The organism is Polaribacter litorisediminis (genome assembly GCF_019968605.1).
In the GTDB taxonomy this organism is placed as follows: domain Bacteria; phylum Bacteroidota; class Bacteroidia; order Flavobacteriales; family Flavobacteriaceae; genus Polaribacter; species Polaribacter litorisediminis.
Window position 1 is genome coordinate 3,040,986 of sequence record NZ_CP082966.1, and the last position, 23,429, is coordinate 3,064,414.

A 23,429-nucleotide genomic window follows, 5' to 3' on the forward strand; every position below is an offset into this window, starting at 1 on the left:
TCATTTTAATAAGACCTTTCGACTGCGCTCAAGATGACAGCTTCACGTGGTTTATATTTTGCTGCAATATTAGCAATTACACGAATATGCTCTGGCGAAGTTCCGCAACACCCACCAATAATATTAATTAAATCTTTCTTTAAATACTCTTCTATTTGCTCTCCCATTTCTTCTGGAGATTCGTCATATTCACCAAAAGCATTTGGCAAACCAGCATTGGGATGTGCAGAAATGGCAAAATCTGTTTTATTCGCGATGGATTCTAAGTGAGGTTGCAATAAATTAGCGCCCAAAGCACAATTAAATCCGACAGATAATAAAGGAATATGAGAAACAGAAATCAAAAAAGCTTCTGCGGTTTGCCCAGACAATGTTCTACCAGAAGCATCTGTAATAGTGCCACTTAACATAATAGGAATGTTGATATTTCTTTCTTCCTTTACTTCTTCAATAGCAAATAATGCTGCTTTTGCGTTTAAAGTATCAAAAACAGTTTCTACCAATAACAGGTCAACTCCTCCATCAATTAAAGCTTCGGCTTGCTGTTTATATGCGATTCTTAAATCGTTAAATGTTACAGCTCTATAACCTGGATCATTTACATCTGGAGACATACTTGCTGTTCTGTTTGTTGGCCCTATAGAACCTGCTACAAAACGAGGTTTATGGGGTTCTTTGAGAGTAAATTCGTCTGCAACTTCTTTGGCAATTTTAGCCGATTGATAGTTTAATTCATAGACTAAATCCTCCATTTGGTAATCTGCCATGGCAATTGTTGTACCAGAAAATGTATTGGTTTCTATGATATCTGCACCCGCTTCAAAATATTTACCATGAATGGTTTTTATAGCTTCTGGTTGGGTAATAGACAATAAATCATTATTACCCTGCAAAGAAGTTGGGTAGTTTTTAAAACGTTCTGCTCTAAAATCTTCTTCTGTAAATTTATAAGCTTGCAACATGGTACCCATGGCACCATCTAAGACTAAAATTCGCTCTTGTAAAGCGTTGTATATATTCGACATTTTTTGATATTTTTATCAATATATGTCATCAGGAAAAGTGTTTTTTCGCTGTTATCTGTCAAAATATTCTGAAATTAATTCAGCACGTTTTGTAGAATGTAGCACCTTCTTTTGTCTTTAAAATTAAAGATCTTGATTTTCATCAAGACAAGGGTTGCCAAGGCTTCAACGGGTCTAATCCCTCTACCTTTCGTGATAACATTATCAATAAGTGAATGAACTGGCTACAAATTAACGGATTATTTTTTTAAATAAATAATGTTATGAAGAAAAAACCTACAAATTCATAAACTTTAAAATTGAATGAGGTTCATCTATTTTAATACTTACTATTTTTATTTTATATAACAACTTGCTAGCTCTATATTCGTTGTAATTTAGACCGATTTCTAATATCAAAAAATAGTTTCAACGAGTTCTTTTCTAAAAGTTTAGCACTTTTTAACGCTAGGATTCTGGAGCTAATTCCACTTCTAATCCGTCTAATTCAGAGGTAATTTGTATTTGACAACCTAGCCTACTGTTATCTTCTACATAAAAAGCTTCTGCTAACATGGCCTCTTCATCCGCTGAAATTTCTGGCAATTTATGATCAGATAATATATAACATTGACAAGAAGCACACATGGCCATTCCACCACAAATTCCGATGGTACCTTCCTCTGCTAATTCGTAAGAGCGAATAACCTCCATCAAATTCATTGCCATATCTGTGGGTGCCACCAACTCATGGGTTTCACCATTTCTATCCGTTATTTTTATATTGATGTCTTGCATCTATTTTCTTTTTAATAAAATTATGTGCAAAGTTAAAGAAACCCAACAAGAATATGAGAGTATACCCTTTGAAATTAAGATTTTGTGATCGAGCGTCTAAAAGGAGTTTCAACCTAAATCTTTCACAGAATCGTGCTTAAAAGTCTCTCCTTACACAGCTAAACTTCTTAGTAATTTTTTGACGAAATTTTCCTCTAATAATTGAAATAGCGAAGCAATATCTGTTCTTGCATTATTACGATTTCTAGCACTAGTTCTTTGTAAAACTGAATTTAAGTATTCAATGACTATTTTCTTTGTAATAAAGGTGATGAGATGGCTATAAAGTTCTTTTGATTCTAATCATTTTTCGAATGCTCCTAAAACGTTTACGGTACGTAAAAGTAAGAAAGTTAAAGGCATAAAAAAAGCGGATTGTCGTAAACAATCCGCTCTATTATTGAGGACAACCTAGTAGCGGGAACTGGACTCGAACCAGTGATCTTTGGGTTATGAGTTCGAGGAAAACACTCATTTCTACCCTTTTCAACCCTATTTATTTTAAAATCGTGTTCAGTTTAGATCGGATTATTTATATAATTTTCTCTGTGCAATTTATCAATTTTTATAATGAAAATAAAAACTATTTTTATTATTCGAAAAGTAACAAAACAGTTCAAATTAATACAAAAAAAATCAACAGTTTCTATACAATAAAATTAGTTTAAAACTAATTTTTTATAAACGCTGTTTCCAATTCTTCTAAAGATTTTCCTTTGGTCTCTGGCAATATTTTTATAAAAATTAAAAAACCTATTAAAGCGATGATTCCAAAGATAAAAAAGGTGAGTGCATTCCCTAAATTTGACAATTCCCAAGGAAAAATAAGTTGCACAACCGAACTTATTAAAGAGTTTACAAATGCAATAACACCGATTGCTAATCCTCTATATTTAATAGGATATAACTCAGAAAGTAACACCCACATAACAGGCCCTAAAGAAAATGCAAAACAAGCAATAAAACCTAAAATACCAATAAGTACTAAGTTTGCATTCATAGTGGTTGCTGCTTCTAAAATACTACCGTCATTTTTGCTGTAAATTCTATTTCCTAAAACACTTTTTACATCGTCCTTAAAGTCGATATCATTATCATACACTTTATCAACTAACGGTAATAATTTTTGAGAATCTTGAAAATCAAACTGACTTACTTTATTTTCAGTTAGTTGATAAGTTGCTTGATTAAATCCATATGCGCATAATAATAAACTTACTGCTACACCAGCTGTTCCAATTAACAACAAGGGTCTTCTGCCCATTCTGTCAATTAAATACATCGCAATAAAAGTAAAAATAACTGTAATTGTGCTTAATAAAATTCCGGATGAAAAAGCAGCATCTGTTCCAATTCCTGTTTGTTTAAATATGGATGTTGCATAAAAATATACAGCATTGATTCCTGTAATTTGCTGCAAAATTCCAACAACTAATCCTACCATTAAAATAAAACGTAAAGAAGGTTTTAATAAATCTGTAATTTTTAAAGGTGATTTATTTTTATCTGCTTGTACATTTTTATCAATTGAAGCTATTTCTAATTCTGCTTTTACTTTACCATGAATTTGATGTAACACCTGTTTTGCTTCATCATATTTTTCTCGTAAATACAACCAACGTGGACTTCTAGGAACAAAAAATAAAAAGATAAAATACAACAATGCAGGCACTAGTTCTACTCCTAACATCCATCTCCAAACATTTTCATCTGTTAAAAAAGTATCACCAGAAGTATTGTATTTATTAAAAAAATAATTACTTAAAAAAGCTGCAAAAAAGCCAAGAACTATATTTAATTGCTGAATAGCTACCAGCTTTCCTCTGTTTTCGGCGGTAGAAATTTCTGCAATATACATGGGTGCCAATACTAAGGCTGCTCCAAAAGCCAAACCACCGATCATTCTTGCGATATAGAGTATTTCATAAGACCACGCTAATGCCGAAAAAACAGCTGAAATTGCGTATAAAAAAGCAACGAAAAGTAACATCTTTTTCCTACCTATTTTATCACTTAACCTTCCAGAAAACAACATGGCTATCATTGCTGCAAAAGAAGGCGAACTAACTACCCAACCAGATTGAAGATCACTTAAATTAAACTCAGGACCTGCGTAAGACATTACACCCGAAATAATGCCTGCATCGAATCCGAAAAGAAATCCTCCTAAGGAAACTACAAAGGCTATTAATGTTAATTTTTTGGTCATAAAAGTGATTTTAATTGATTACAATGGTTTGAATTGCATGTGGCAATAGTTGTAATTTAGATGTTTTTAAATCAATTGTAATTGTATAGTCTAAAGTTTTATCAGAAGTATTCATTGCTATAATTGCAATACTGTTATTTGTATTTTTAAAAGCTGTAGAAATAATACTATTAGAACTTGTAACACTGGTAATTCTTTTTGCTCCTGGTCTTATAAATTTAGAAAAATGACCAATGTAATAAAAGGAGTTTGTAAAGGTTAACTCATCTGTTTGTGTGTTTCCATGAACTGGGGCAAAACATAAATTTCCAACATGATTTGGCCCTCCAGTTTCATCTAAAAGGATATTCCAATCTGTCCATGCAACAGTGCCATTGTTAAAATCTTTAATCATCGATTTTCCATAACGTTCTGCTAATGATGGATCTTCATTTTCTAATCTTTTAACGTCATATCCTTCATTACATCCTTCCGTAAAAATCAGTTTTTTATCGGGATACGCTTCTTGTACGCTGGCCACATTTGAAAACATTGGATTGTCGTCTTTCCAATCTTCATACCAATGAAAACCTGTTCCCCAAACGTATTTTGCGGCTTCTGGATCGTTTAAAATAGTACTTGCTCTTTGATATAATAAATCTCTATTATGATCCCAAACTATAATTTTTTTATCGCCTAAACCATCTTTTTCTAATGTTGGTCCTAAATAATTTTTTAAAAAATCGCGCTCTTCTTCTGCTGTATAAATACACGATTCCCAACGTTGCACAGCCATTGGCTCATTTTGAATAGAAAGACCCCAAATTGGAATTCCCTCTTTTTCATAAGCTTTTATAAATTTAGAGTAATAATTTGCCCAAGGTTGGTAAAATTCTTCCTTTAATTTACCTCCTTTTAACATGCTGTTATTTGTTTTCATAAATGCAGGAGGACTCCAAGGACTTGCATACATGGTTAATTTGCCACCTGCAGCTTCAATTGCTTTTTTTGTAAACGGAATTCTATATTTTTTATCATGATCTACAGAAAAGGTTTTGAGTTCTTTATCACCTTCTTTAACATAGGTGTAACTTGCTGTTGAAAAATCGCAACTGTGAATAATTGTTCTTGCTAACGAATAGCCAATCCCTTTTTCTATATCAAAATAGGCTTCTAAAAACAGCTTTTGGTTTTCTTTTGATAATTTATAAAAGGTTTCTGCAGAAGCATCTGTTAAAGCTGCACCTATTCCTACAAATTCTTGAAATTGATTTTTAGGATCAACTACAATATCTATCTCTGTTTCTAACGGTTGTTTAAAGTCTGAAAATGAAATGGTATCTGTTAGTGTAAGTTTTAATTCTGAGTTATGAGCTGTGGTATAAACTTTTACTGTTGCTGTTGCAATATCAAAAGAGATTTGTTCTTTTTCTAATTGATTTTCATCATTGCTTTTTACTTCTTTACATTGATAAAAACCAAAAGAAATAAGAAGCATACAAAAATATAAAGACTGTCTTTTTAAACTTTTTTTCATCTGTTTATTTGTTATTGATAAAGTATCAAATTTAATTATTGTACTAAAAAATCGAAATTTAGTGATGGCTACTTTTTATCACTTTCGTTGTTTTTATAAGTTAAACCGTACCCAAAATTATACAATGGTTCTTTTGATGTATCCCAAAAATTAACACCATATTTTTCATTAAAATCTTCTACAGATTTAGGCCAAGAATGTGGCAATTTACCCATAAAATCGTAATCACCAAAAAGCACCTCTGCAATTCCATCTCCTTCTGATCCTGGCAACCAAGCAGCAATAAATGCATCGGATACATGTATTTGTTTTGTAGTTACTAAAGGTCTTCCAGAAATTAAAACAACTACTGTTTTAACGCCATTTTCAGCATATTTTGTTATGTATTTTTGATGTGACTCACTTAAAGTTAGTTTATTTTCTTTATTCGAATCATTAATATCTCCAAACATTTCTGCATAAGGTGTTTCACCCACAACAATGATGGCTACATCTGCATCAAAATGATTTTCTGTGGCTTCTTTATCATAAACAATTTCTGCTTTGGTAATGGCTTTTATGCCGTCTAAAATAGTCGTTGCACCTTTGTAATTTTCTCTTATACCTTGCCAAGCCATTGTCCAACCACCAGATTGCAATCCTGAATTATTAGCATGTTCCCCTACCACAACTATTTTTTTAAAGTCTTTACTTAATGGTAAAATACGATTCTTATTTTTTAACAATACTAATGATTCACGAACAGCCTCTCTTGCTTTATTTCGATGATTTTGACTTCCAATTTTTGAGATTAAAGATGAATTTGGATATGGGTTTTTAAATAAATCGAGTCTAAATTTTTGTCTTAAAATTCTTTTAACAGCATCATTAATTCTATCAATAGAAACCAAATCATTCGCAACTGCATTTTTTAATCCATTTTGAAAAACTTCTAAATCACCATCAACAGCCATCAACACATCTACACCTGCATTAATTACTTCATTTTTACCAAACCTAGAATAGCCTTTCCAATCAGATATGACAATTCCGTCAAAACCCATATTTTTTTTTAAGGTATCGTTAATTAAAACTTTATGAGCGTGCATTGGTATGCCTGTTAACGTGTTAAATGAAGCCATTACTGCGCCTACTTTCGCTTTTACAGCAGCTTTGTAAGGTGGTAATAATTTTCCTGAAACTTCTTTCATAGATAAAGACGTATTTCCTCCTTCTATTCCGAAATCTGTTGCTCCATCGCCAATAAAATGTTTAGCCGTTGCCATTACTGTATGGCTGTCTTTTAAATTTCCTTGAAGACCTTCTATTGAAGCTTTTGCCATTTTAGTTGTTAGTACCGTGTTTTCTGAAAATGCTTCGTACACTCTTCCCCATTTTTCATTATAAGGAATGGCAACACAAGGGGAAAATGTCCAATTAAAACCTGTAGCTTGCACTTCAATCGCTGTAATTTGAGCAACTTCTTTTACCAAAGTTGTATTTTGAGTTGCGCCCAAACCAATATTATGAGGAAAAATAGTTGCGCCTTGAAAAGTATTTTGACCATGAACAGCATCTACCGCAAATAATAAAGGAATTCCTAAACGCGTTGATAGGGCTTTTTCTTGCAAAGCTTTAAATCTGTTTTGCCATCCTAAAGCATCATTTCCTGGATTTGGGCCTTGAGTATGGATTACAGATCCAATGAATTTTGTGGCAATATCATTATCTGAATCCATATCTGCAAAATGTCGTACTTGAGACATTTGCCCTATTTTTTCGTCTAAAGTCATTAAGGCTAATAATGAATCAACTTTGTTTTCAATACGTCTATCTTCATTAAAATAAGTTTTGTTTTTACATCCGTTTAAAACGGAAATCAAAAAAACAATTGATAGCAAGTAAAATTTAGGTTCAATCCTTGATGGAATCATATATTTTTATGAATAAAAGTTTATCGGTATATTAGGTTTAAAAAGTTGGTTTTATGAAACTTGATGATTATTTATATTCGTGTTTTACCCAATCAACTTCCATAACCCACTCTTTACTCTTCATTGGAGAATCTGTAATTTTAGCAAAATTTAAAATAGCAAACATAGGCTCAGGATATTTGTCTCCTTCACCAACATTTCTATAGATCTCTTTATCATCCACTCTGTACACTAAATCACTACCTTCCCACTCAACAGAATACTCATGATATTCATTTAGAGTAACATCAAAACCTTTTCTCAAGCTCCACCAATCACCTTTATCACATTCGCCTAAACTTTTGATAGCACCTGCTGTAAAATGGTCTTTTTGATGATCTCCGTGATGTTCAAAAATATCAATTTCACCAGAACCTGTTAAAGGCCAACAAATATTTTCATTTTCTTCTTGTACGGGTGATTCGTTATTTTGTGCACCTAAAAGCCACCAAGCAGGAAACATACTTGGCTCCCCATTACTCCCTAATTTTAATCTTGCAGTCCATTTACCTTTGATAAATTCTTTTTTGTTTTTAGATACAATGCGTCCTGCTACATATTGCGTTTCTGGATGCTGTTTTCCATTTTTATCCAAGTTATCACAGGGGCTTGGTTTACCTGTATCTACCACTTTCAATTTTAAGGTACCCTCACTCACTTCTCTTGTTCCAAATTCACCATCAGGCACATAGCAATGTGTTTCATTATTTACCCAAATGCGTTGGTCTTGCCAATTATTTGAATTAAAAGTATCGAAGTTGTCTAGAAAATCTACTTTCCATTCACCCGAAGTTGGGTTTTTATTTGAATCTTTTTTTTCTTTTGGTTTACATGCGAATATTAGTGTTCCTAATAAGATTAAATTTAATAAAAATATTTTTTTCATGATTCGTTTTAAATTAGGTGTTTAATAATGTTATTCAAGTTTAAATGGTAGCTGACTCTATGGCAAAATACAACTCATTATCATCTATAAATCTTAGAATCAATATTTTACTCAATTCATCTATAGTTGATAAATCTTCTTTTTGGTTTTTTATTACTTTTAAATTGTCATCCATTTCTTTATCGCCATAAAAAGGTTTTTGAGCCTCTAGATATTCAACAATTTGTTGTTTGAGTGTTTTCATAGTTTTTCCTGATATCAATTTACTAATACCTTCTGTTTCTATTGCATTTACAATTCAAATTGATTGAAAATACTCTTTTACTTTTTTCAGTAATCTTCTCTTTTGCCCTTTTGATATTGCAAAAGGAATTGTTAGAATTAAATAGATAACATTAAAAGGTGCTGCAATTTTCTTCAAGTTGAATTTGTTTAATTTTTTATTATTTTTTTCTGAAATTGCCCTTTGTTTGTTTCGATTATTAAGAAATAAACTCCCGGTTTTAAGTTCGATAAATTATATACGTTCTTTATTAAATCAGGTTGTATTTTGTTTATCAAACGACCATTCGCATCAATAATACTTAATTTCTGAAGAACTTGTTCATTATTTAATATAATTTGGTAATTCTCTGAAACAGGGTTTGGAAATATTGATATATCATCACTTACGACATCTTCAGTGCTTAAGCTACTTACAAATTCAAACTCAAACCAATTCATATTAAAACCACTTTGTAACACTTTCATTTTTAACGTATAAATACCCTCGTTTAAAGTTGTTTGTGCAGCACTTGTTTGCCAAGATTGCCAGCCACCAGTTACAGGTAAATTCATGATAGAAACACTTTGCACATTCTCATTATTTAATAATTCAAATTCTACTTCACCAACATTTGATTCTGCTGCTGTTCTAACATTTAAATTATAATTTCCACTATCCGCAATATAGATTAAGTATTCTGCATAATCTCCAGCATCTGTGAACCCTATATTTTGCCCTGCACCAGTATCCGTTGTGCTTTCTGTTTGTAAACCAAATTGATTCGAAAAGTCCTCTGCTTGAATTTTTCCAGGCACTAGAAGTCTAGTTATCAAATTATTTTCTACAATTTTACTTTGAAAAGCAGGTAAAGTAGCGTTAAATGTTGATGTAATACTGTTACCGTTATAACTGACTTTAATTTCATCTTGATAAAATAAATAATTCTCTAACTCAATGGTAATTAATCGATTATTAGAAGGATTTATTGCTGATGATGTTATGGTCCTTGTGGCATTATTTACAGTTACTTCAAACAAATCATTTGTAAGTTCTTGACTGTTTAGAGGATGATTTAAAATGATTTTAATCGATTTTTCATCATCATTTGTGCTAGCACTTAAAACATTAAAAGCGGGTATAGCCTCTGTTGATTGTAAGAATTCGATACTACTCATATTGTAAGATGCATTGCCATCTACCAAAATTTTAAGCACATGTGTACCTGCTTCAATATATTTATTGGTAACCGTTTGGAATACAAAGTTATTCCAACCGCCTGTGCTTCCTAAAGTAACAGCTCCTGCAAAATCAACATCATCTAAAAAGAACTTTGGTTTTCCGCCAGTTTGTTCTGTAGCATATCTAAATTTGAAATTGTAGAAACCCGTTTCTTCAACATTTACGGTATATTTTAACCATTCGTTTTTTTGTGTAAAACCAATATGATACCCATTACTATTTGTATTGTCTGTATTGGTTTGAATATCTACACCATCGTTTCTATAGTTCCAACCAGAGTTCCAAGGCTGATAATTGCCCGTAGACAAACTATAATTTCCATAATCCATATCGTTATACGCAATACCATTGCTCCCTAAATCATAATCAGAAAGATAAATGAGCCCTGGAATGGTATGGTTTTTATACGGAATGTGGGTTTCATCTTGTGGTTGTCTAATACAGGCATCCACAACATCTCTATAGTATTCGTTATTATCTACTAATAAATCGTCCGTTAACTGTTTTAATCCGTCGATGGCATCTTGTGCTGATGGCTGTGTAGCTTCGCCTTTCCAATAGTTAATAATGGCTTCGTATTTTGGATTTGAATTTATTGAAAAAGGACTTACTATTGTCTCAATTCTTTTCCAAGGCCACCAAGACCAACCAATATCATTGTCTTCAAATAAATTGATAGCTTCTGTGTACCAAACATTCGAATTTTCACCAGATTCTCCCATCCAAAGTGGTACGTTGTGTTGGTTTCTCATATCTAAAACCCACTGAATGGAAGCAGTATCATTATAGGTCCAATATTTATGGAAACTATAGACCATATTCGAATCCCAAGGAGGCGTTAAACCTGTAAAATCATTGGCAAACCAGTTTCCTTCAATATAAATAATATGATTGGAGTCATGGGCTCTTATGGCATTGGTTGCTCTTACGTACAAATCTCTCAAAACTCCAGATTCTAAAGGCCAGTTGACTTCATTAAGTAAATCATATCCGCCAATCCATTCTTTGTCTTTGTATCTTTCTGCTAACTTACCCCACAAAGCAACGGTTTTGCTTTTATTCAATTCGCTTTCCCAAAGAGAAGGTTTATCTGAGTCATAATCTGAAATTGCTGCGTCTTGACCTTGTCCTCCAGGAGCTGCATGTAGGTCTAGAATAAGATAAATTTCATTTGCTTCGCACCAAGTTAAGAGTTCATCAACCATTTCAAAACCTGTTTCTAACCAAGTATTTTCGCCTTGTACAGGTTCAGCTTCTATGGGTGGTGTAAACAAATTGTAATGCATAGCTAAACGTACACTGTTATATCCCCATTTTTTAATGGAATCTAAATCTTGTTTGGTAAAAAAATTCTTGCGCCAATTGGTGTAAAACGTTTTGGTTTCTTCTTCTCCAATTAACAGGTCTAATTTTTCTATAAACTCATGTTGAGTGTCTGCGGCTCCAGAAGAATTCATCATATAGCCTTCTTGTAACATCCAACCACCTAAGCCTATTCCTTTTAATAAAACTTCTTCTCCTTTTGAGTTGATGATTTTTTTACCTAAAGTTCTTAATCCTTGGGCATTGAGAGAAATTGCACCTATTAAAAACAGATACATTACATATTTTTTTATCATTTTTTTTTTGTTTTTTATAAATTATCTAAACCATATAAGGTAATTTCTGAGCCAACAGTAATCTGAGTACTACCGTAATTTGAAGTGATCGAAAATTTTAAATATCTAAATTGCTCTGAAGTGTTTGGTAAACTAAATTCGTGACCCTCAATAGCTTCTTGAAAAGCCGCTGTAGTAATATTACCTGCTGCATCTCTTGGGTCTCCAATATCAAATTGACCTAATAAATCCCAAGTTTGGCCGTCATTACTGGAGTATAAATCGAACGTTTTTATGTTTTCTTCTTGATAATGATACGTAACACCTCCACCATTAAACCAAAATGCTCTTTGCCAAACTTTAAATCGCTGAATTTTTACATTTTTATTTAAATCAATCACAATATCTAAAGGAAAATTTAAGCTACCTCCATTATTATCTCTGGTGATGATAAAATAACTATTATCGGCATCTGTTTCTACAGTATCAACTACATCATCCCAAAAATTAACGGTTCTACCTTCAAAAGCATCTCCGTTTATGGATTGATTAGCAATAAGTGTCCAAGTTGATTTATCTATCTTTTCTTCAAATAAAGGAGTATATTTTCCTTTTTCTACAAGTTCTGTAATATTACCATCAAAGTCTTCGACCTTAGTGAAAAACGTTAACTCTTTAGCTGCTAAACCTCTTATAAAAATACTTTCTTGAGGATTATTTGATGACAATATTCTAATGGTTTCTTCGCCATCATCAAGAATATGAACATAGACAAAAACAGTTTTAGAGGCTATGTTTTCCCAAGTGATTTTTACCCCTCCTAAATCTGGAGTAATATTGACACTCTCTTGTACTAAAAAAATAAAAGATTCTAAAGGTGTAAAAGCTACTTCTACAGTATTAGATACATTTTTATTCAAATCAATTACATACAACTTTACGTTTACAGGTGTAGATTGATTTAATCCATTTACTTCAATAGAGGTATTATGTTTGCTTGCCACTTTAAAAACTTCTTCTCCTTGCGAATTTGTATAAATTGCTTTTACATACAAAATATCATCATCTGATGGAAGCGAATAATTAATAATGCCTCCTCCATTAGTAGGAGTAACACTCACATTAGATACAATTCCTGGAGCTGTTCTATCTATATTATCATCTTCTGAACATGCAATAATTGTTATAAAAACAAAGATTGCAAAGAATACGATTTTATTAATTTGTTTTCTCATAATGTCTATTTTTACCAACCTGGATTTTGAACTAGATTAGGATTTCTTGATAATTCTGTAAAGCTTATAGGCTGGAAATAATCTCTAGGGGAGTTAAAAGAACGCTGACCTATTTCTTTAATTTGATAATAATTTGCTTCGGAGTCTTCATTAATAGACCAACCTCTAATTGGCGTTGAAAAATACTCTGTTCCTAATTTCCATCTTCGAACATCGTAATAACGATGAGCTTCAAAAGCCAGTTCTATAGATCTTTCTTGCCGTATAATTTCTCTTAAACCTTCTTGACTTAAATGTTTGTTAATAGAAATTGCGTTATCCGGATTACTCCAAGCATCTTCTACTGAGGGTATTCCTGCTCTTTCACGTATCATATTTAAAGATTCATAAACTAGTGCAGATGGCCCACTAACCTCATTTAGTGCCTCTGCATAATTTAAATACAATTCACTTAATCGAATCATTGGCCAAGGATAAGAAATGGCTTTATTATAAGCGTCTCCTTCGGTATCTTGGTGTACCAACTTTTTTAAAGCATAACCCGTTTCTAGAAAATCGCCTGTATTTGCAACTCTACCGTGTGTTTCTCCGCTTCTCATTTTTAAATTCCAAATACTACCCCAAGTTCTATTGATACCCCTATCAAAACCCAAAGATGCATAAAAACGAGGTTCTCTATCTAAGTTTAATTTTGCAGTTCTATTGGCAAATTGGGCATAAAAACGTTGATTAAAAGCGATAGAAGCAACATCATATCTATTGGTATAATCGAAATTTTTATCCTCATTAATGGGTAATCCGTTTTTTGTGTAATAGGTTTCTGCCATTCTTAAAGTTGGCGATAACCATTGCCAAGCAGCTTCTAGAGCAGATGAATTTGGATCTTTCATTAAAGCAGGAGATTGAATTTGCCAAAACTGCCCATTAGTTACTGGGCTTGAGTTACCCCAAACTAATTCAGAATTCCAAGGATCTGTAATTGCAAAACGATTACTATATTGATCTCTAACAAATTTAAATTGAAAATTATTCGCATCAAAAGTAGGTGGAGTATCTGTATAATAATACATACTTACCCCTTGAGCTATCGCAGCATCTAAAGCCTCTTTTGCTGCATCTGCAGCTAATTGCCACTTAGATTCATCAAAATTTTGATTAAAAAAATGTTCGCCATCTTTATTTACGAAATTTGAGTAAAACTCAGTATTTCCATTAAACAAAGGGCTTGCACTATATAAAAGCACCCTTGCTTTTATTGCCCTTGCAATTACCTTGTCTATTCTGCCTAAATCATTATTACCAACAACTCTTTCGGGTAAATTAGTAATGGCCTCATCAATAGTGTTTGTGATGTATAAAAAGCACTCATCTACTGTTTTTCTCTCTACTCTTACGGCTTCGTCAGACGCATCTATAGGCAAATTAATATCTATTATTGGGATAGGGCCATAATTACTTAATAATAAAAAGTGATAAAATGCCTTTAAAAAACCAACTTCCGCTTTCCATTGATTTTTTTCTGATTCGTTCATATCAACAACCAAATCAATATTTTCTATAAGTATATTACAACTTCTAATTCCTTCCCATAAAGACCCTTGTCCTCGGCCAATAGCACCAAAACCAGACCAATACCCCATTAAGGGGTTAGAAACCGTTTGTTGCCCTTTCATAACTCTAATGGCATCGGGTTCTTTTGGCACTGGTACAGCCAATTCATCACTTAAAAGCGCATAACTTGAGTACGTACCATCATTTTGAGGCAAATAACTGTAGCAATTAGCTAGCGCATTATAAGCTGTTTCTTTTCTATTAAAAAGTAACCTTAATTCTTGTGTACCATCTGGTACGATGTCTAAATATTTTTCACAACTACTAAAAGTGAAGATTGAGAAAAATAATACTAGTATAATTTTATTTTTTATTTTCATTTTTTTCGCTTTAAAAATTAACTTGAACTCCTAGATTAAAAACCCTTTGAGGTGGATAGCCTAAACCATTACCTGCCATCTCGGGATCCCATAAATCAAATTTTGAAAAATGGAGTAAGTTAACACCTGTAAAATAGACTCTGGTTTGGGTTTCAGAAAAAACCTTACCTAAGGATTCTGGTAAAGTATACCCAAGTTCAACATTTTTTAGCCTTAAAAAATCTCCACTTCTTAACCACCAAGTAGACTGCTTTTCATTATTATCTATAGCATAAGTAGCTAAACGTGGCCAAAATGCATTAGGATCTGGATTGTTTTCTGACCAATGATTATCTGCGATAATACTTAACGCATTTCGTTCGTTTACAAAAGGAGAAATATCATTTGGATTAATTAAGAATGATGTTCTTGCAACTCCTTGCATAAAGACAGAAAAGTCGAAATTCTTATATTTAGCTGAAAACCCAAAACCATATACAATTTCTGGCACATTTGGCCTACCAATTGGCACTTGGTCAGATTCATTTACAACACCATCATTATTTACATCTGTATATTTAATGTCTCCCGGTAAATAAGAGTTTGTTGTAGAGAAACCATTAAATTGTTCTGGAGAATTATTGATATCTTCTTGATCTACAAATAATCTTTCAGCGATATAACCCCATTGTTGATTTACTGGATGACCAATTCTACTTAAATTTTGATCTTGAAATTCTGGTTCACCATTTATCAATACTTCATTTGTGGCGTATGTAAAATTACCTCTTGCTGTAATGTAAAAATCTCCACTAAATGCGTGATTGTAATCTACAGATAAATCGATACCATTTGATCTTACTTCACCTATATTACTACTAATTACTGTAGTAAGCCCAGAAGTTTCTGGTATAAATTGACGTTCCATATAGATGTCTCGTCTATTTTCTGTAAAAATATCTGCAATAACATTTAATTTATTAAAAAGACCAAATTCTATACCAATATTAGACTTTGTGGCGATCTCCCAACTCACGCTTTCATTTGCATATCTATTAATAATAAAACCATTGTAATAGTTGTTGTAATTAGAGCCAAAAGAATACCCTGTTCCACCATTATTTAAGTTCACATCAGATAAATAGAAAAAACGATCACTAGCACTTGAAATTCCATCATTACCGACTAATCCATAAGAATATCTTAATTTAAATAAGTTAACAGCTGGTAAGTTTTTTTCAAAAAATTCCTCATTAGATAGTATCCAACCAAATCCTACAGAAGGGAAAAATCCGAAACGATTTTCCTCTGCGAACTTTTCTGATCCATTATATCCAAAATTAAATTCGCTAAAATAACGATCGTCAAAGCTATAGGAAGCTCTACCAGAAATACCGGTATTTCTCGAGGGCAATGTAGAAAAAGCAGTATTACCACCAATAGTATTTAGAGCTTCTTGAAAATAATTAACCAATAAACCACTCACTGCGTGTTTTTCGTTAAAAGTTCTATTGTATTCTAAGACAGCTTCATAGTAAAAATTACTATTCCCGTTATTATTTACAGTTGGGTTGTTTAAAAATTCTGTTCCTTCTTGAATTTGAATTAATGAATTGACAACGCCTGTTGGTGTTTGCACCTCAGATGAACCGTAAAAAAATGGCGTAAAACTTCGTTCATTTTGATTTTCTGTATACGTTCTTACAGAAGCCATTGCACGTAATTTTAAACCTTCGGTAATAAACTTTAAATCTTGATTTACTTGAAATTGAGCTAAGGTTGTATTTGCGAATCGATCTCTAAATCCTCTTACACTTTCAGCATATGGATTTGGAAAACCACCATTCCCTTTATTTCCAAAAAGTGTGTGATTAAAGGACTGAGTGTTTTCATCCGCTTCGTAAACTTTTGGAAAATTAGCAGGATTTGCTTGCGAAACTTGATAAAATATATCTGTTGCACTTACTACAGGACCATTATATCTTTCGAACAAAGAATAGAATTTAGCAGAAACCTTTGTTGTTTTAGTTAAGTTTATATTAATATTCGCTCTTAAATTAGATCTACTGATATCAATATTATTATTAAAATTATTTAAAGGATCTACCCTTAACAAACCGGTTTCTTTTGCGCTTGTAACAGATAAGTAATATTGTGCTACTTCTCCACCTCCATTTATGTTTGCGTTAAATCTTCTATTCATTGTAAAATCTTTAAACAACTCATTATGCCAATTTACATCTGGGTAAAGATTCGGGTTTAATCCATTACGAGTTCCTTCAATTTTCTCTTTAGAGTATAATAATGTAGCAGAAGGATCTCTCATTCTTTGTGCTCTATTATATAGCTCCATGTAGTCTACAGCGCCTAAAAAATTATTTACCTGAGAAGGTGCTGACATTGAATTTTCATAACGTACAGATACTTTTGCTTTTCCTTTTTTACCTTCTTTTGTGGTTACTAAAACAACACCATTTGCCCCTCTAGCTCCATATAAAGAGGTTGCTGTTGCATCTTTCATAATTGAAAAAGAAGCAATATTATCTGGTTCTAAACGCGCTAAATCGTCTGTGGTAATTTGTAAACCATCTAACAAAATTAATGGGCTATTGTTAAAACCAAACGTTGTAACACCACGAATAAAAAATGCTGCATTGTCGGCTCCTGGCTCCCCTGATCTTTGATAAGAAATTAAACCAGAAATTTGTCCAGCTAATGCGTTGGTTATATTGGAAGTAGGTTGTTTTATGTCTCCAACTTTCATAGAAGTTACCGAACCAATAACACTAGTTTTCTTTTGTTTAGAAAAGGCAACAATCTGTATTTCCTCTAATTCATCTAAACTTTGTTTTAAAATTACATTAATTTTCTTTTGATTGGAAACAATTACTTTTTTTGTTTCATACCCTAAATACGCAAATACCAAGACTGCATTGGGTGTCTTTATATTGATTGCATATTTACCATCAAAATCTGTACTTATACCATTTGTTGTACCCTCTACTAATACAGATACTCCAGGAAGCGGATTTCCTATATCATCATAAACTTCACCTGAAACTACAACGGTTTGGGAATATGAAGAAAATGTAAGTAAAAAAATTACAAAAGGTAATAATTTTAACAATAATGTTTTTCCTTTTTTCATTGATTGATTATTTAATAGCACAGCAAAAGCAAAGACTTTTGCTGTGCTATACTTTTTATTCTTTAATTAACTTCTTAAACATTCCGTTAATTTCTAGAAAGTAAAATCCAGGTTTCAAAGTTTCTATAGATAATTCATTTGTTTCTATGGTCTTTTTAAGAACTTGTTTCGAATTGATATCAAAAATTCTAATGTCTTTTTTACCATCTAAATTGCTAAAACGAATCATATCATTTGCAGGATTAGGGAAAAATTGAAAACTTGTTTTGTCAAAATCATTTGCAGATGCAGTACCTTGTAATTGTGGTCCTTTTAGATCATCTATATAAAAATCTCCAGTAACGGCTCCATTTCCTGGCCCAATAAAGATAAAAATATGATCAAAGTTTATGCCGTCGGCTAACTCAGACGCATCAATATAAATCGTTTGCCATTGGTTTGCTTCTAGAATATCTCCCCATACTTCAAGATTTGCGTTTTGATCACCATCTTCTTTTGCATCAGAAAGTTTAAACATAAAGTTAGTGGCAACAGAAGAATATACTCTAAAAGAAAAAATATCGTCTTTCGTTGCATCATAAGGTGCATTTAATTGAAAATGAATTCTTTCCCATCCACCCCAAGTATCTCCTTTGGTCCACTTCGTAACCATATTTGCACCCCCTGCTGGATCTGCAACAGTTTCGTAAGCTCCTGGCACGTCTCCCATAGATTCTGAGACTGCTGTTAAAGAAGCGCCATCAAAGTCGTTATAAGTAACCATACTAATACCTGAAGTATTTGTTGTAAAAGTTGCCCAAACTCCTGTAACATTAGTGTTATTTTCTTTGTACTTAATTACATCGTCTTTAATACCAAACCAATATTGTGTATTAGCTTTTAGTAAATCTGATGGTTTTATTGAAATACTATTCTTAACATCATTTATGGAAGTAATTGATGAAACAAGCGTTCCTGAAGCATCACCCTCTCTTAATTCAACAAAAGGAGAAATATCAGTAATTGTTGAGCCGTCTAAATTTACAAACTGAAAATTTGATGAAATTGTAGGATTGCTAAGTAATGAAACTCCTGTTGCGTCATTTTCTGGACTTAAAGTTGTTTCTACTGCAGGTGGCACATTACTTTTTAAATAATCATCAAAATAATAAACGTCTCCTGCTACTGAACCTCCAGAACGATCTCTGTCAAAATAGATTTGTGCTCTATCATAGTTACTTGCTGTAGTTGCACCATAGTTAAAAATTAACTCTACCCATTTATTGGTTTCGGTCACATCAATTATTTGTTCTTCTCCTTGACCCCAATCTGGATAATTTTGTAATTTAACAGTTACAGCCACGGGTTTACTAACCCAAACTTTTACCTTAATAAAGGGGGTTTCTGCAAAATCTAAAGGAGCTAAAGGAGTTGCCCCATCAACTAAACTGTTTTCTAAACCAGAATCGTTACCTGCATGAGTGTACTCTCCAACATTTGCCGAAGTGTTGATTCCTGAGGGATCTGGATTAGCAATTTTTGCAAAACCTGTACCTGCCCAAGATTCAAAACCTACATTTTCATTGGTTGTATCAAAATCAAATAATATTTCATTAACGTCTCCAGTAACCGCTGCTTTTGTAGTGAAACTTGCAGCAAATCCTGTTACAGCTTCGTCTGTTGAGAATTCGATTGTATTATCTAACACGCCGTACCAGTAGGTTGTTGAGTTGCTTAAATCGCTTGTTGGATCTATAATAATTTTGTTTTTATCACCATTAATACTGGCAGAAAAAGGCACATCCGCACCGTTTACATCATCTACTCTCAAAGCAATTTTTCCAGTTAAATCTGTAATTTCGGAATCATCTAAGTTTCTAAAATTTCCATTGGTTCCAATTTCTAAGTTGGTATTAATAGCAACATCTACAGCACTATCCGCTGGACTATATACTGCAGCTGGTGTAGTGTACATAGCAGGCCCTTTTATATCATCAAAGAAATAGAAATCTCCTTCAGTTGTATTTGCACCCCCTATTATGATAACAATATTATTCATATAGATATTAGAATACGCACTAAAATCAAAAGTTAGTTCTACCCATTTGTTAATGTCAGTAGAAGTTATGGAAGATGTTACTTCTATATTATTACCCCAATCTGGTGCATTTTCTAAATGGAAAGTAACATCAATTTCTTCGGTTGCGAAAACCTTCATTTTAAAGACTGGGTTTGATGCTAAATTAAAAGGCATTGGAAATACAGAATTGGGATCTATAACTCCAATTCCAATTCCGTTGTCACTACCGGCTGTAAATTGACCTACAAAACCTGAAACATTCGTTTCATCGGGAGCAGGGTTTGTAACTTTAGCAAAAGTTGAAGATGTATTCCAACTATTAAAAACAATGTTGGGATTGTTTGTGTCAAAATCTACGTGTGTAACCTCTTGGGCATTTGCTATGCCAAAAGTTAAAAACAGCATTAAAAGTAATCTTAGTTTCATAATAAATTAATAATTAGGTTAAAATAACATACATTTTAGATAATTGCTTAGTTGTTCATATTATGAATAAGTCATAATTTTGTTTCATCTAGGAAACGGGTACAAACAACATCATAATTATATTGGACCCCAAAATTGAGCTAAAACTTGTTATTTAACAATTTATTAACCTCTACAAAAATCATATTACAGATAAAATTACCTCTACAAAACCTTTGTTAAAAATTATAAAATACTGATTTTTAGTTATTTGTAATTTTTTAAAACTTTTGAATGTAGTTTACTAAGTTTTCTTCTTTATCTAAATTAAATTTTTTACGTAATCTATATCTACTTTGTTCTACACTTGTAATGGCAACATTCATTAAGGAAGCAATTTCTTTTGAGGAAAGGTTTAGTTTTAAATAAGCACTTAACTTAATTTCATTAGAAGATAAATTGGAATGTTTTTCTCTTAAATTTTCGAAAAATTGTGAGTGAGAATTGCTAAAATGCAGTTGAAAGGTCAACCAATCTTCCTTATCTACTAAATGATTATTAATTTTTTTTACTACTTTTTTTACGGGGTAATGTAATGAACTGTTCACCAACTCTTCATCTATCTTTTTAATATCATTAATTAAATCGGTTAACAATTCGTTTTTCTTAATGTTATTTAAAGTAGAAGAAGCTAAGGCTGCATTTTTCTTTTTAATTTCTAAGTTTAGGTTTTCTTCTTTTAATAAGAGTAATTTTTTGTCTGCCTCTAATTTTTCTAACTCAAATTTCTCCTTTTGCCGCTCTCTTTTTTGTTTTTCTAACTGCTTTAAACGGTTTACATATTTTATGTTTTTTCTATTTAAATATGCCCAATAGCTAAAAAAGATAACAATAAAAGCTATTACATAAAAAGCGATAGCCCATTTACTGATATACCATGGATATGCTATATAAAAAGGAATTTTAACTATTTTAGAAGCTACTTCATTTTCGCCTTTGGCTTTTATTTCTAATACATATCCCCCAGAAGAAATACCTGGAAAATTTATCTCGCGAGTATTTACCCAATTAGACCAACTGCCGTCTTTAAATCCGTTTAGTTTATATTGTATTAGTTTAGAATTTCCTAAAGGTGTTTTTGGTAAGGCAATTTTTACTTTCAAGTAATTATTGGAATACGGAATTTTTAATTCTTCTATTTCATCTATTGGAGCTTTTATCGTATCTGTTACCCCAATTAATTCTATAGATTTAACAAGGGGCTCAGAATTAAAATTTAGTTTTTTATTTCTTTTAATGTTGTGAAAAACAATACCATCTTCTATACCAATTCCAAAAGTATTTTTATCTATTTTTTTGAATTTGTTAAAATCATTTAAATGCTTATTCCAAAAATTATAAAAAGAAGCTTCGTTAATGTTAAAACGATTTTGATCTCTTAACACATAGCCTAAAGATTTTGGTGTAGAATACCAAAATACATTTTCGTCCTGGTAAATATGATTAATATTCTGTATCCCTTTAAAAATTTCTGTAGGGTATTTGGCTTTTGTGAACACATTATCAATTGTGTCATAAAAAAAGAATCCTTTACGATTGTAAAAAACTAGATTGCCATCAATTTTAGCAAAGTAAGCATAAGGGGCTATATTGGGGTTGTCTGCCCCATAAAACTCAACGTCTTCAAGGTGTAATCCATCAAAAGACAATCTTAACCTGTAATACCCTTTAGAAGGATGTGCTACCCAAATTTGATCATATTGATCGAACTCTATAAAACGAGAAGATTCTCCAAAGTTTTCGAACTTTCTTATAAATTTCCATTGATTATTGTTTTTCTTAAAAACAGCTAATCCAGAATAAAAGCCAACATATAATAGGTCTTTGATTTTAGGGTGTTTTTTAAAAATCCAACCACCACCTTCTATATGAATAGTTTGTAACGATTTATTTTTAATAAAAGAAAGTCCTTTTTGACTTCCTACTAAAATTTCATCATCTACTTCATCAATTTCCCAAATTCTATCTGTACTTGCATCAATCAATTGTGGTTCAGATAACGAATTGTGAATGTTTTTTGCAAACAAACCTTGATTGGTACCTAAATAGAGTATAGAATCTTTTAAAAAACTTGTGTATACCGTTCCAAAATTACTTTTGGTATCTAATAAATATTTAGAATTATTATTTATTTCGATATAACTGACCCCCGATTCTGTACTTAACCAAATATTATTGTTTAAATCATTAAAAATTTTTTTAACAGCATTGTTGTCGATGCCTTTTGCCTTGTTAATATGTGTTATTATTTTTCCTTTATCAGAAATAATGTAAAAACCATTTCTTAGAGTTCCTACAATAAATTGTTGGTTAGTATATTTTGCTACATCTGTAATGATAAACTTTTCAAATTTTGTATTTTCTACCCAGTCTTTTTTTTCTAAAGCATTATTTTTAAGACACCAAAAACCATTATTTTTAGTTGCAATTAATACTGTATTGTCTTTTTCTACAAATACATCAATAATATCCATAGCAATATTTTCTGTACCTTTTACTAGTGTTCTTTCACTATTTATTATTTGGAATAAGCCCACAGAAACGTCTTGAAAAAAAGCACTCTTATTAGATATAAAAAGGTTACTAAACCCTTTATTTGCCTGAAAACTTGTTAATTTTTCTGTTAAAGGATCAAACGCATATATAAACTGAAATGATTGAAAAAAAATCTTTCCCTCAATTTCAATAATATTTGTAAACACTGGCAATAATGGCGCTTCTTTACTTGGGTATTTAAAAAACAAACTTTTATAGGTAAGTTTTCCGTTTTTAGTTTTAGACCAAAATCCAAAACCACCATGACCTCCTGTATAAATATGTTGATCATCTTTATATAAAACCGATCTTAGGTCTGACTGATCTTCAACGGAATAACTCGTCCATCTAAATCCATCAAATTCAATTAATGCACCTGAAGTAGCAAAATAAAGCAATCCATTTGCATCTTGAGAGATATCAAAAACCTTTAAATCTTTTTTTACTTCTTCTTTTGAAAAATTTTTAATGAGTGGTACACCTGGAAGATTTGAAAATTGGCCTAGTAAAGAATTTGAAAAACAGAAAAATATTAGAAAAAAAAATAGTCTATTTATTTTCATAGATAAAG

The 23,429-nt window shown here is 31.9% G+C and carries 13 protein-coding genes and 1 riboswitch; all 13 genes read right to left on the minus strand.

The genetic code is table 11. The features are described 5' to 3' along the window. Window positions 1-5: 5 nt before the first annotated feature. The gene (locus K8354_RS13025; protein WP_223440638.1) at window positions 6-1,025 is read right to left on the minus strand and encodes a homocysteine S-methyltransferase family protein; all 1,020 of its coding nucleotides are present in this window, start codon (window positions 1,023-1,025) and stop codon (window positions 6-8) included. A gap of 48 nt (window positions 1,026-1,073) precedes the next feature. Next, a riboswitch (SAM riboswitch) is annotated at window positions 1,074-1,227 on the minus strand. A 245-nt stretch (window positions 1,228-1,472) separates the two neighbouring features. Beyond that, window positions 1,473-1,802: a 2Fe-2S iron-sulfur cluster-binding protein gene (locus tag K8354_RS13030; RefSeq protein ID WP_223440641.1), complete on the minus strand. Its 330-nt coding sequence runs from the start codon at window positions 1,800-1,802 to the stop codon at window positions 1,473-1,475. 709 nt (window positions 1,803-2,511) lie between these two features. After that, the gene (locus K8354_RS13035; protein WP_223440643.1) at window positions 2,512-4,050 is read right to left on the minus strand and encodes a sugar porter family MFS transporter; all 1,539 of its coding nucleotides are present in this window, start codon (window positions 4,048-4,050) and stop codon (window positions 2,512-2,514) included. Window positions 4,051-4,060: 10 nt separating this feature from the next. Next, window positions 4,061-5,527: a glycoside hydrolase family 30 protein gene (locus K8354_RS13040; RefSeq protein WP_437440129.1), complete on the minus strand. Its 1,467-nt coding sequence runs from the start codon at window positions 5,525-5,527 to the stop codon at window positions 4,061-4,063. Window positions 5,528-5,634: 107 nt separating this feature from the next. Beyond that, window positions 5,635-7,479: a glycoside hydrolase family 3 protein gene (locus K8354_RS13045; RefSeq protein WP_223440647.1), complete on the minus strand. Its 1,845-nt coding sequence runs from the start codon at window positions 7,477-7,479 to the stop codon at window positions 5,635-5,637. Between the two features lie 67 nt (window positions 7,480-7,546). Next, on the minus strand, window positions 7,547-8,404 hold the full coding sequence (locus tag K8354_RS13050) for a glycoside hydrolase family 16 protein (protein WP_223440648.1): 858 nt from the start codon (window positions 8,402-8,404) through the stop codon (window positions 7,547-7,549). A gap of 40 nt (window positions 8,405-8,444) precedes the next feature. After that, entirely contained in the window at window positions 8,445-8,648 is a 204-nt protein-coding gene (locus K8354_RS13055; RefSeq protein ID WP_223440650.1) for a hypothetical protein, read from the minus strand. A gap of 188 nt (window positions 8,649-8,836) precedes the next feature. Continuing rightward, window positions 8,837-11,527 carry a carbohydrate-binding protein gene (locus K8354_RS13060; protein WP_223440653.1) on the minus strand — a complete coding sequence of 897 codons (2,691 nt, stop codon included), beginning with the start codon at window positions 11,525-11,527 and terminating at the stop codon, window positions 8,837-8,839. Window positions 11,528-11,541: 14 nt separating this feature from the next. Next, window positions 11,542-12,741, minus strand: a complete 1,200-nt coding sequence (locus K8354_RS13065; protein WP_223440655.1) for a DUF4959 domain-containing protein — start codon at window positions 12,739-12,741, stop codon at window positions 11,542-11,544. An 11-nt stretch (window positions 12,742-12,752) separates the two neighbouring features. Further along, window positions 12,753-14,672: a RagB/SusD family nutrient uptake outer membrane protein gene (locus K8354_RS13070; RefSeq protein WP_223440657.1), complete on the minus strand. Its 1,920-nt coding sequence runs from the start codon at window positions 14,670-14,672 to the stop codon at window positions 12,753-12,755. A gap of 10 nt (window positions 14,673-14,682) precedes the next feature. After that, entirely contained in the window at window positions 14,683-17,799 is a 3,117-nt protein-coding gene (locus K8354_RS13075) for a SusC/RagA family TonB-linked outer membrane protein (protein ID WP_223440660.1), read from the minus strand. Window positions 17,800-17,854: 55 nt separating this feature from the next. Then, window positions 17,855-20,284, minus strand: a complete 2,430-nt coding sequence (locus tag K8354_RS13080) for an Ig-like domain-containing domain (protein ID WP_223440662.1) — start codon at window positions 20,282-20,284, stop codon at window positions 17,855-17,857. 260 nt (window positions 20,285-20,544) lie between these two features. Beyond that, complete coding sequence (locus tag K8354_RS13085; RefSeq protein WP_223440664.1) at window positions 20,545-23,421, minus strand: helix-turn-helix and ligand-binding sensor domain-containing protein; 2,877 nt, start codon at window positions 23,419-23,421, stop codon at window positions 20,545-20,547. Window positions 23,422-23,429: the final 8 nt, after the last annotated feature.

Coding starts and splice junctions, on each gene's coding strand:
- K8354_RS13025 (WP_223440638.1), bottom strand. CDS start 1,025: ATGTCGAATATATACAACGCTTTACAAGAGCGAATTTTAGTCTTAGAT.
- K8354_RS13030 (WP_223440641.1), bottom strand. CDS start 1,802: ATGCAAGACATCAATATAAAAATAACGGATAGAAATGGTGAAACCCAT.
- K8354_RS13035 (WP_223440643.1), bottom strand. CDS start 4,050: ATGACCAAAAAATTAACATTAATAGCCTTTGTAGTTTCCTTAGGAGGA.
- K8354_RS13040 (WP_437440129.1), bottom strand. CDS start 5,527: ATGCTTCTTATTTCTTTTGGTTTTTATCAATGTAAAGAAGTAAAAAGC.
- K8354_RS13045 (WP_223440647.1), bottom strand. CDS start 7,479: ATGATTCCATCAAGGATTGAACCTAAATTTTACTTGCTATCAATTGTT.
- K8354_RS13050 (WP_223440648.1), bottom strand. CDS start 8,404: ATGAAAAAAATATTTTTATTAAATTTAATCTTATTAGGAACACTAATA.
- K8354_RS13055 (WP_223440650.1), bottom strand. CDS start 8,648: ATGAAAACACTCAAACAACAAATTGTTGAATATCTAGAGGCTCAAAAA.
- K8354_RS13060 (WP_223440653.1), bottom strand. CDS start 11,527: ATGATAAAAAAATATGTAATGTATCTGTTTTTAATAGGTGCAATTTCT.
- K8354_RS13065 (WP_223440655.1), bottom strand. CDS start 12,741: ATGAGAAAACAAATTAATAAAATCGTATTCTTTGCAATCTTTGTTTTT.
- K8354_RS13070 (WP_223440657.1), bottom strand. CDS start 14,672: ATGAAAATAAAAAATAAAATTATACTAGTATTATTTTTCTCAATCTTC.
- K8354_RS13075 (WP_223440660.1), bottom strand. CDS start 17,799: ATGAAAAAAGGAAAAACATTATTGTTAAAATTATTACCTTTTGTAATT.
- K8354_RS13080 (WP_223440662.1), bottom strand. CDS start 20,284: ATGAAACTAAGATTACTTTTAATGCTGTTTTTAACTTTTGGCATAGCA.
- K8354_RS13085 (WP_223440664.1), bottom strand. CDS start 23,421: ATGAAAATAAATAGACTATTTTTTTTTCTAATATTTTTCTGTTTTTCA.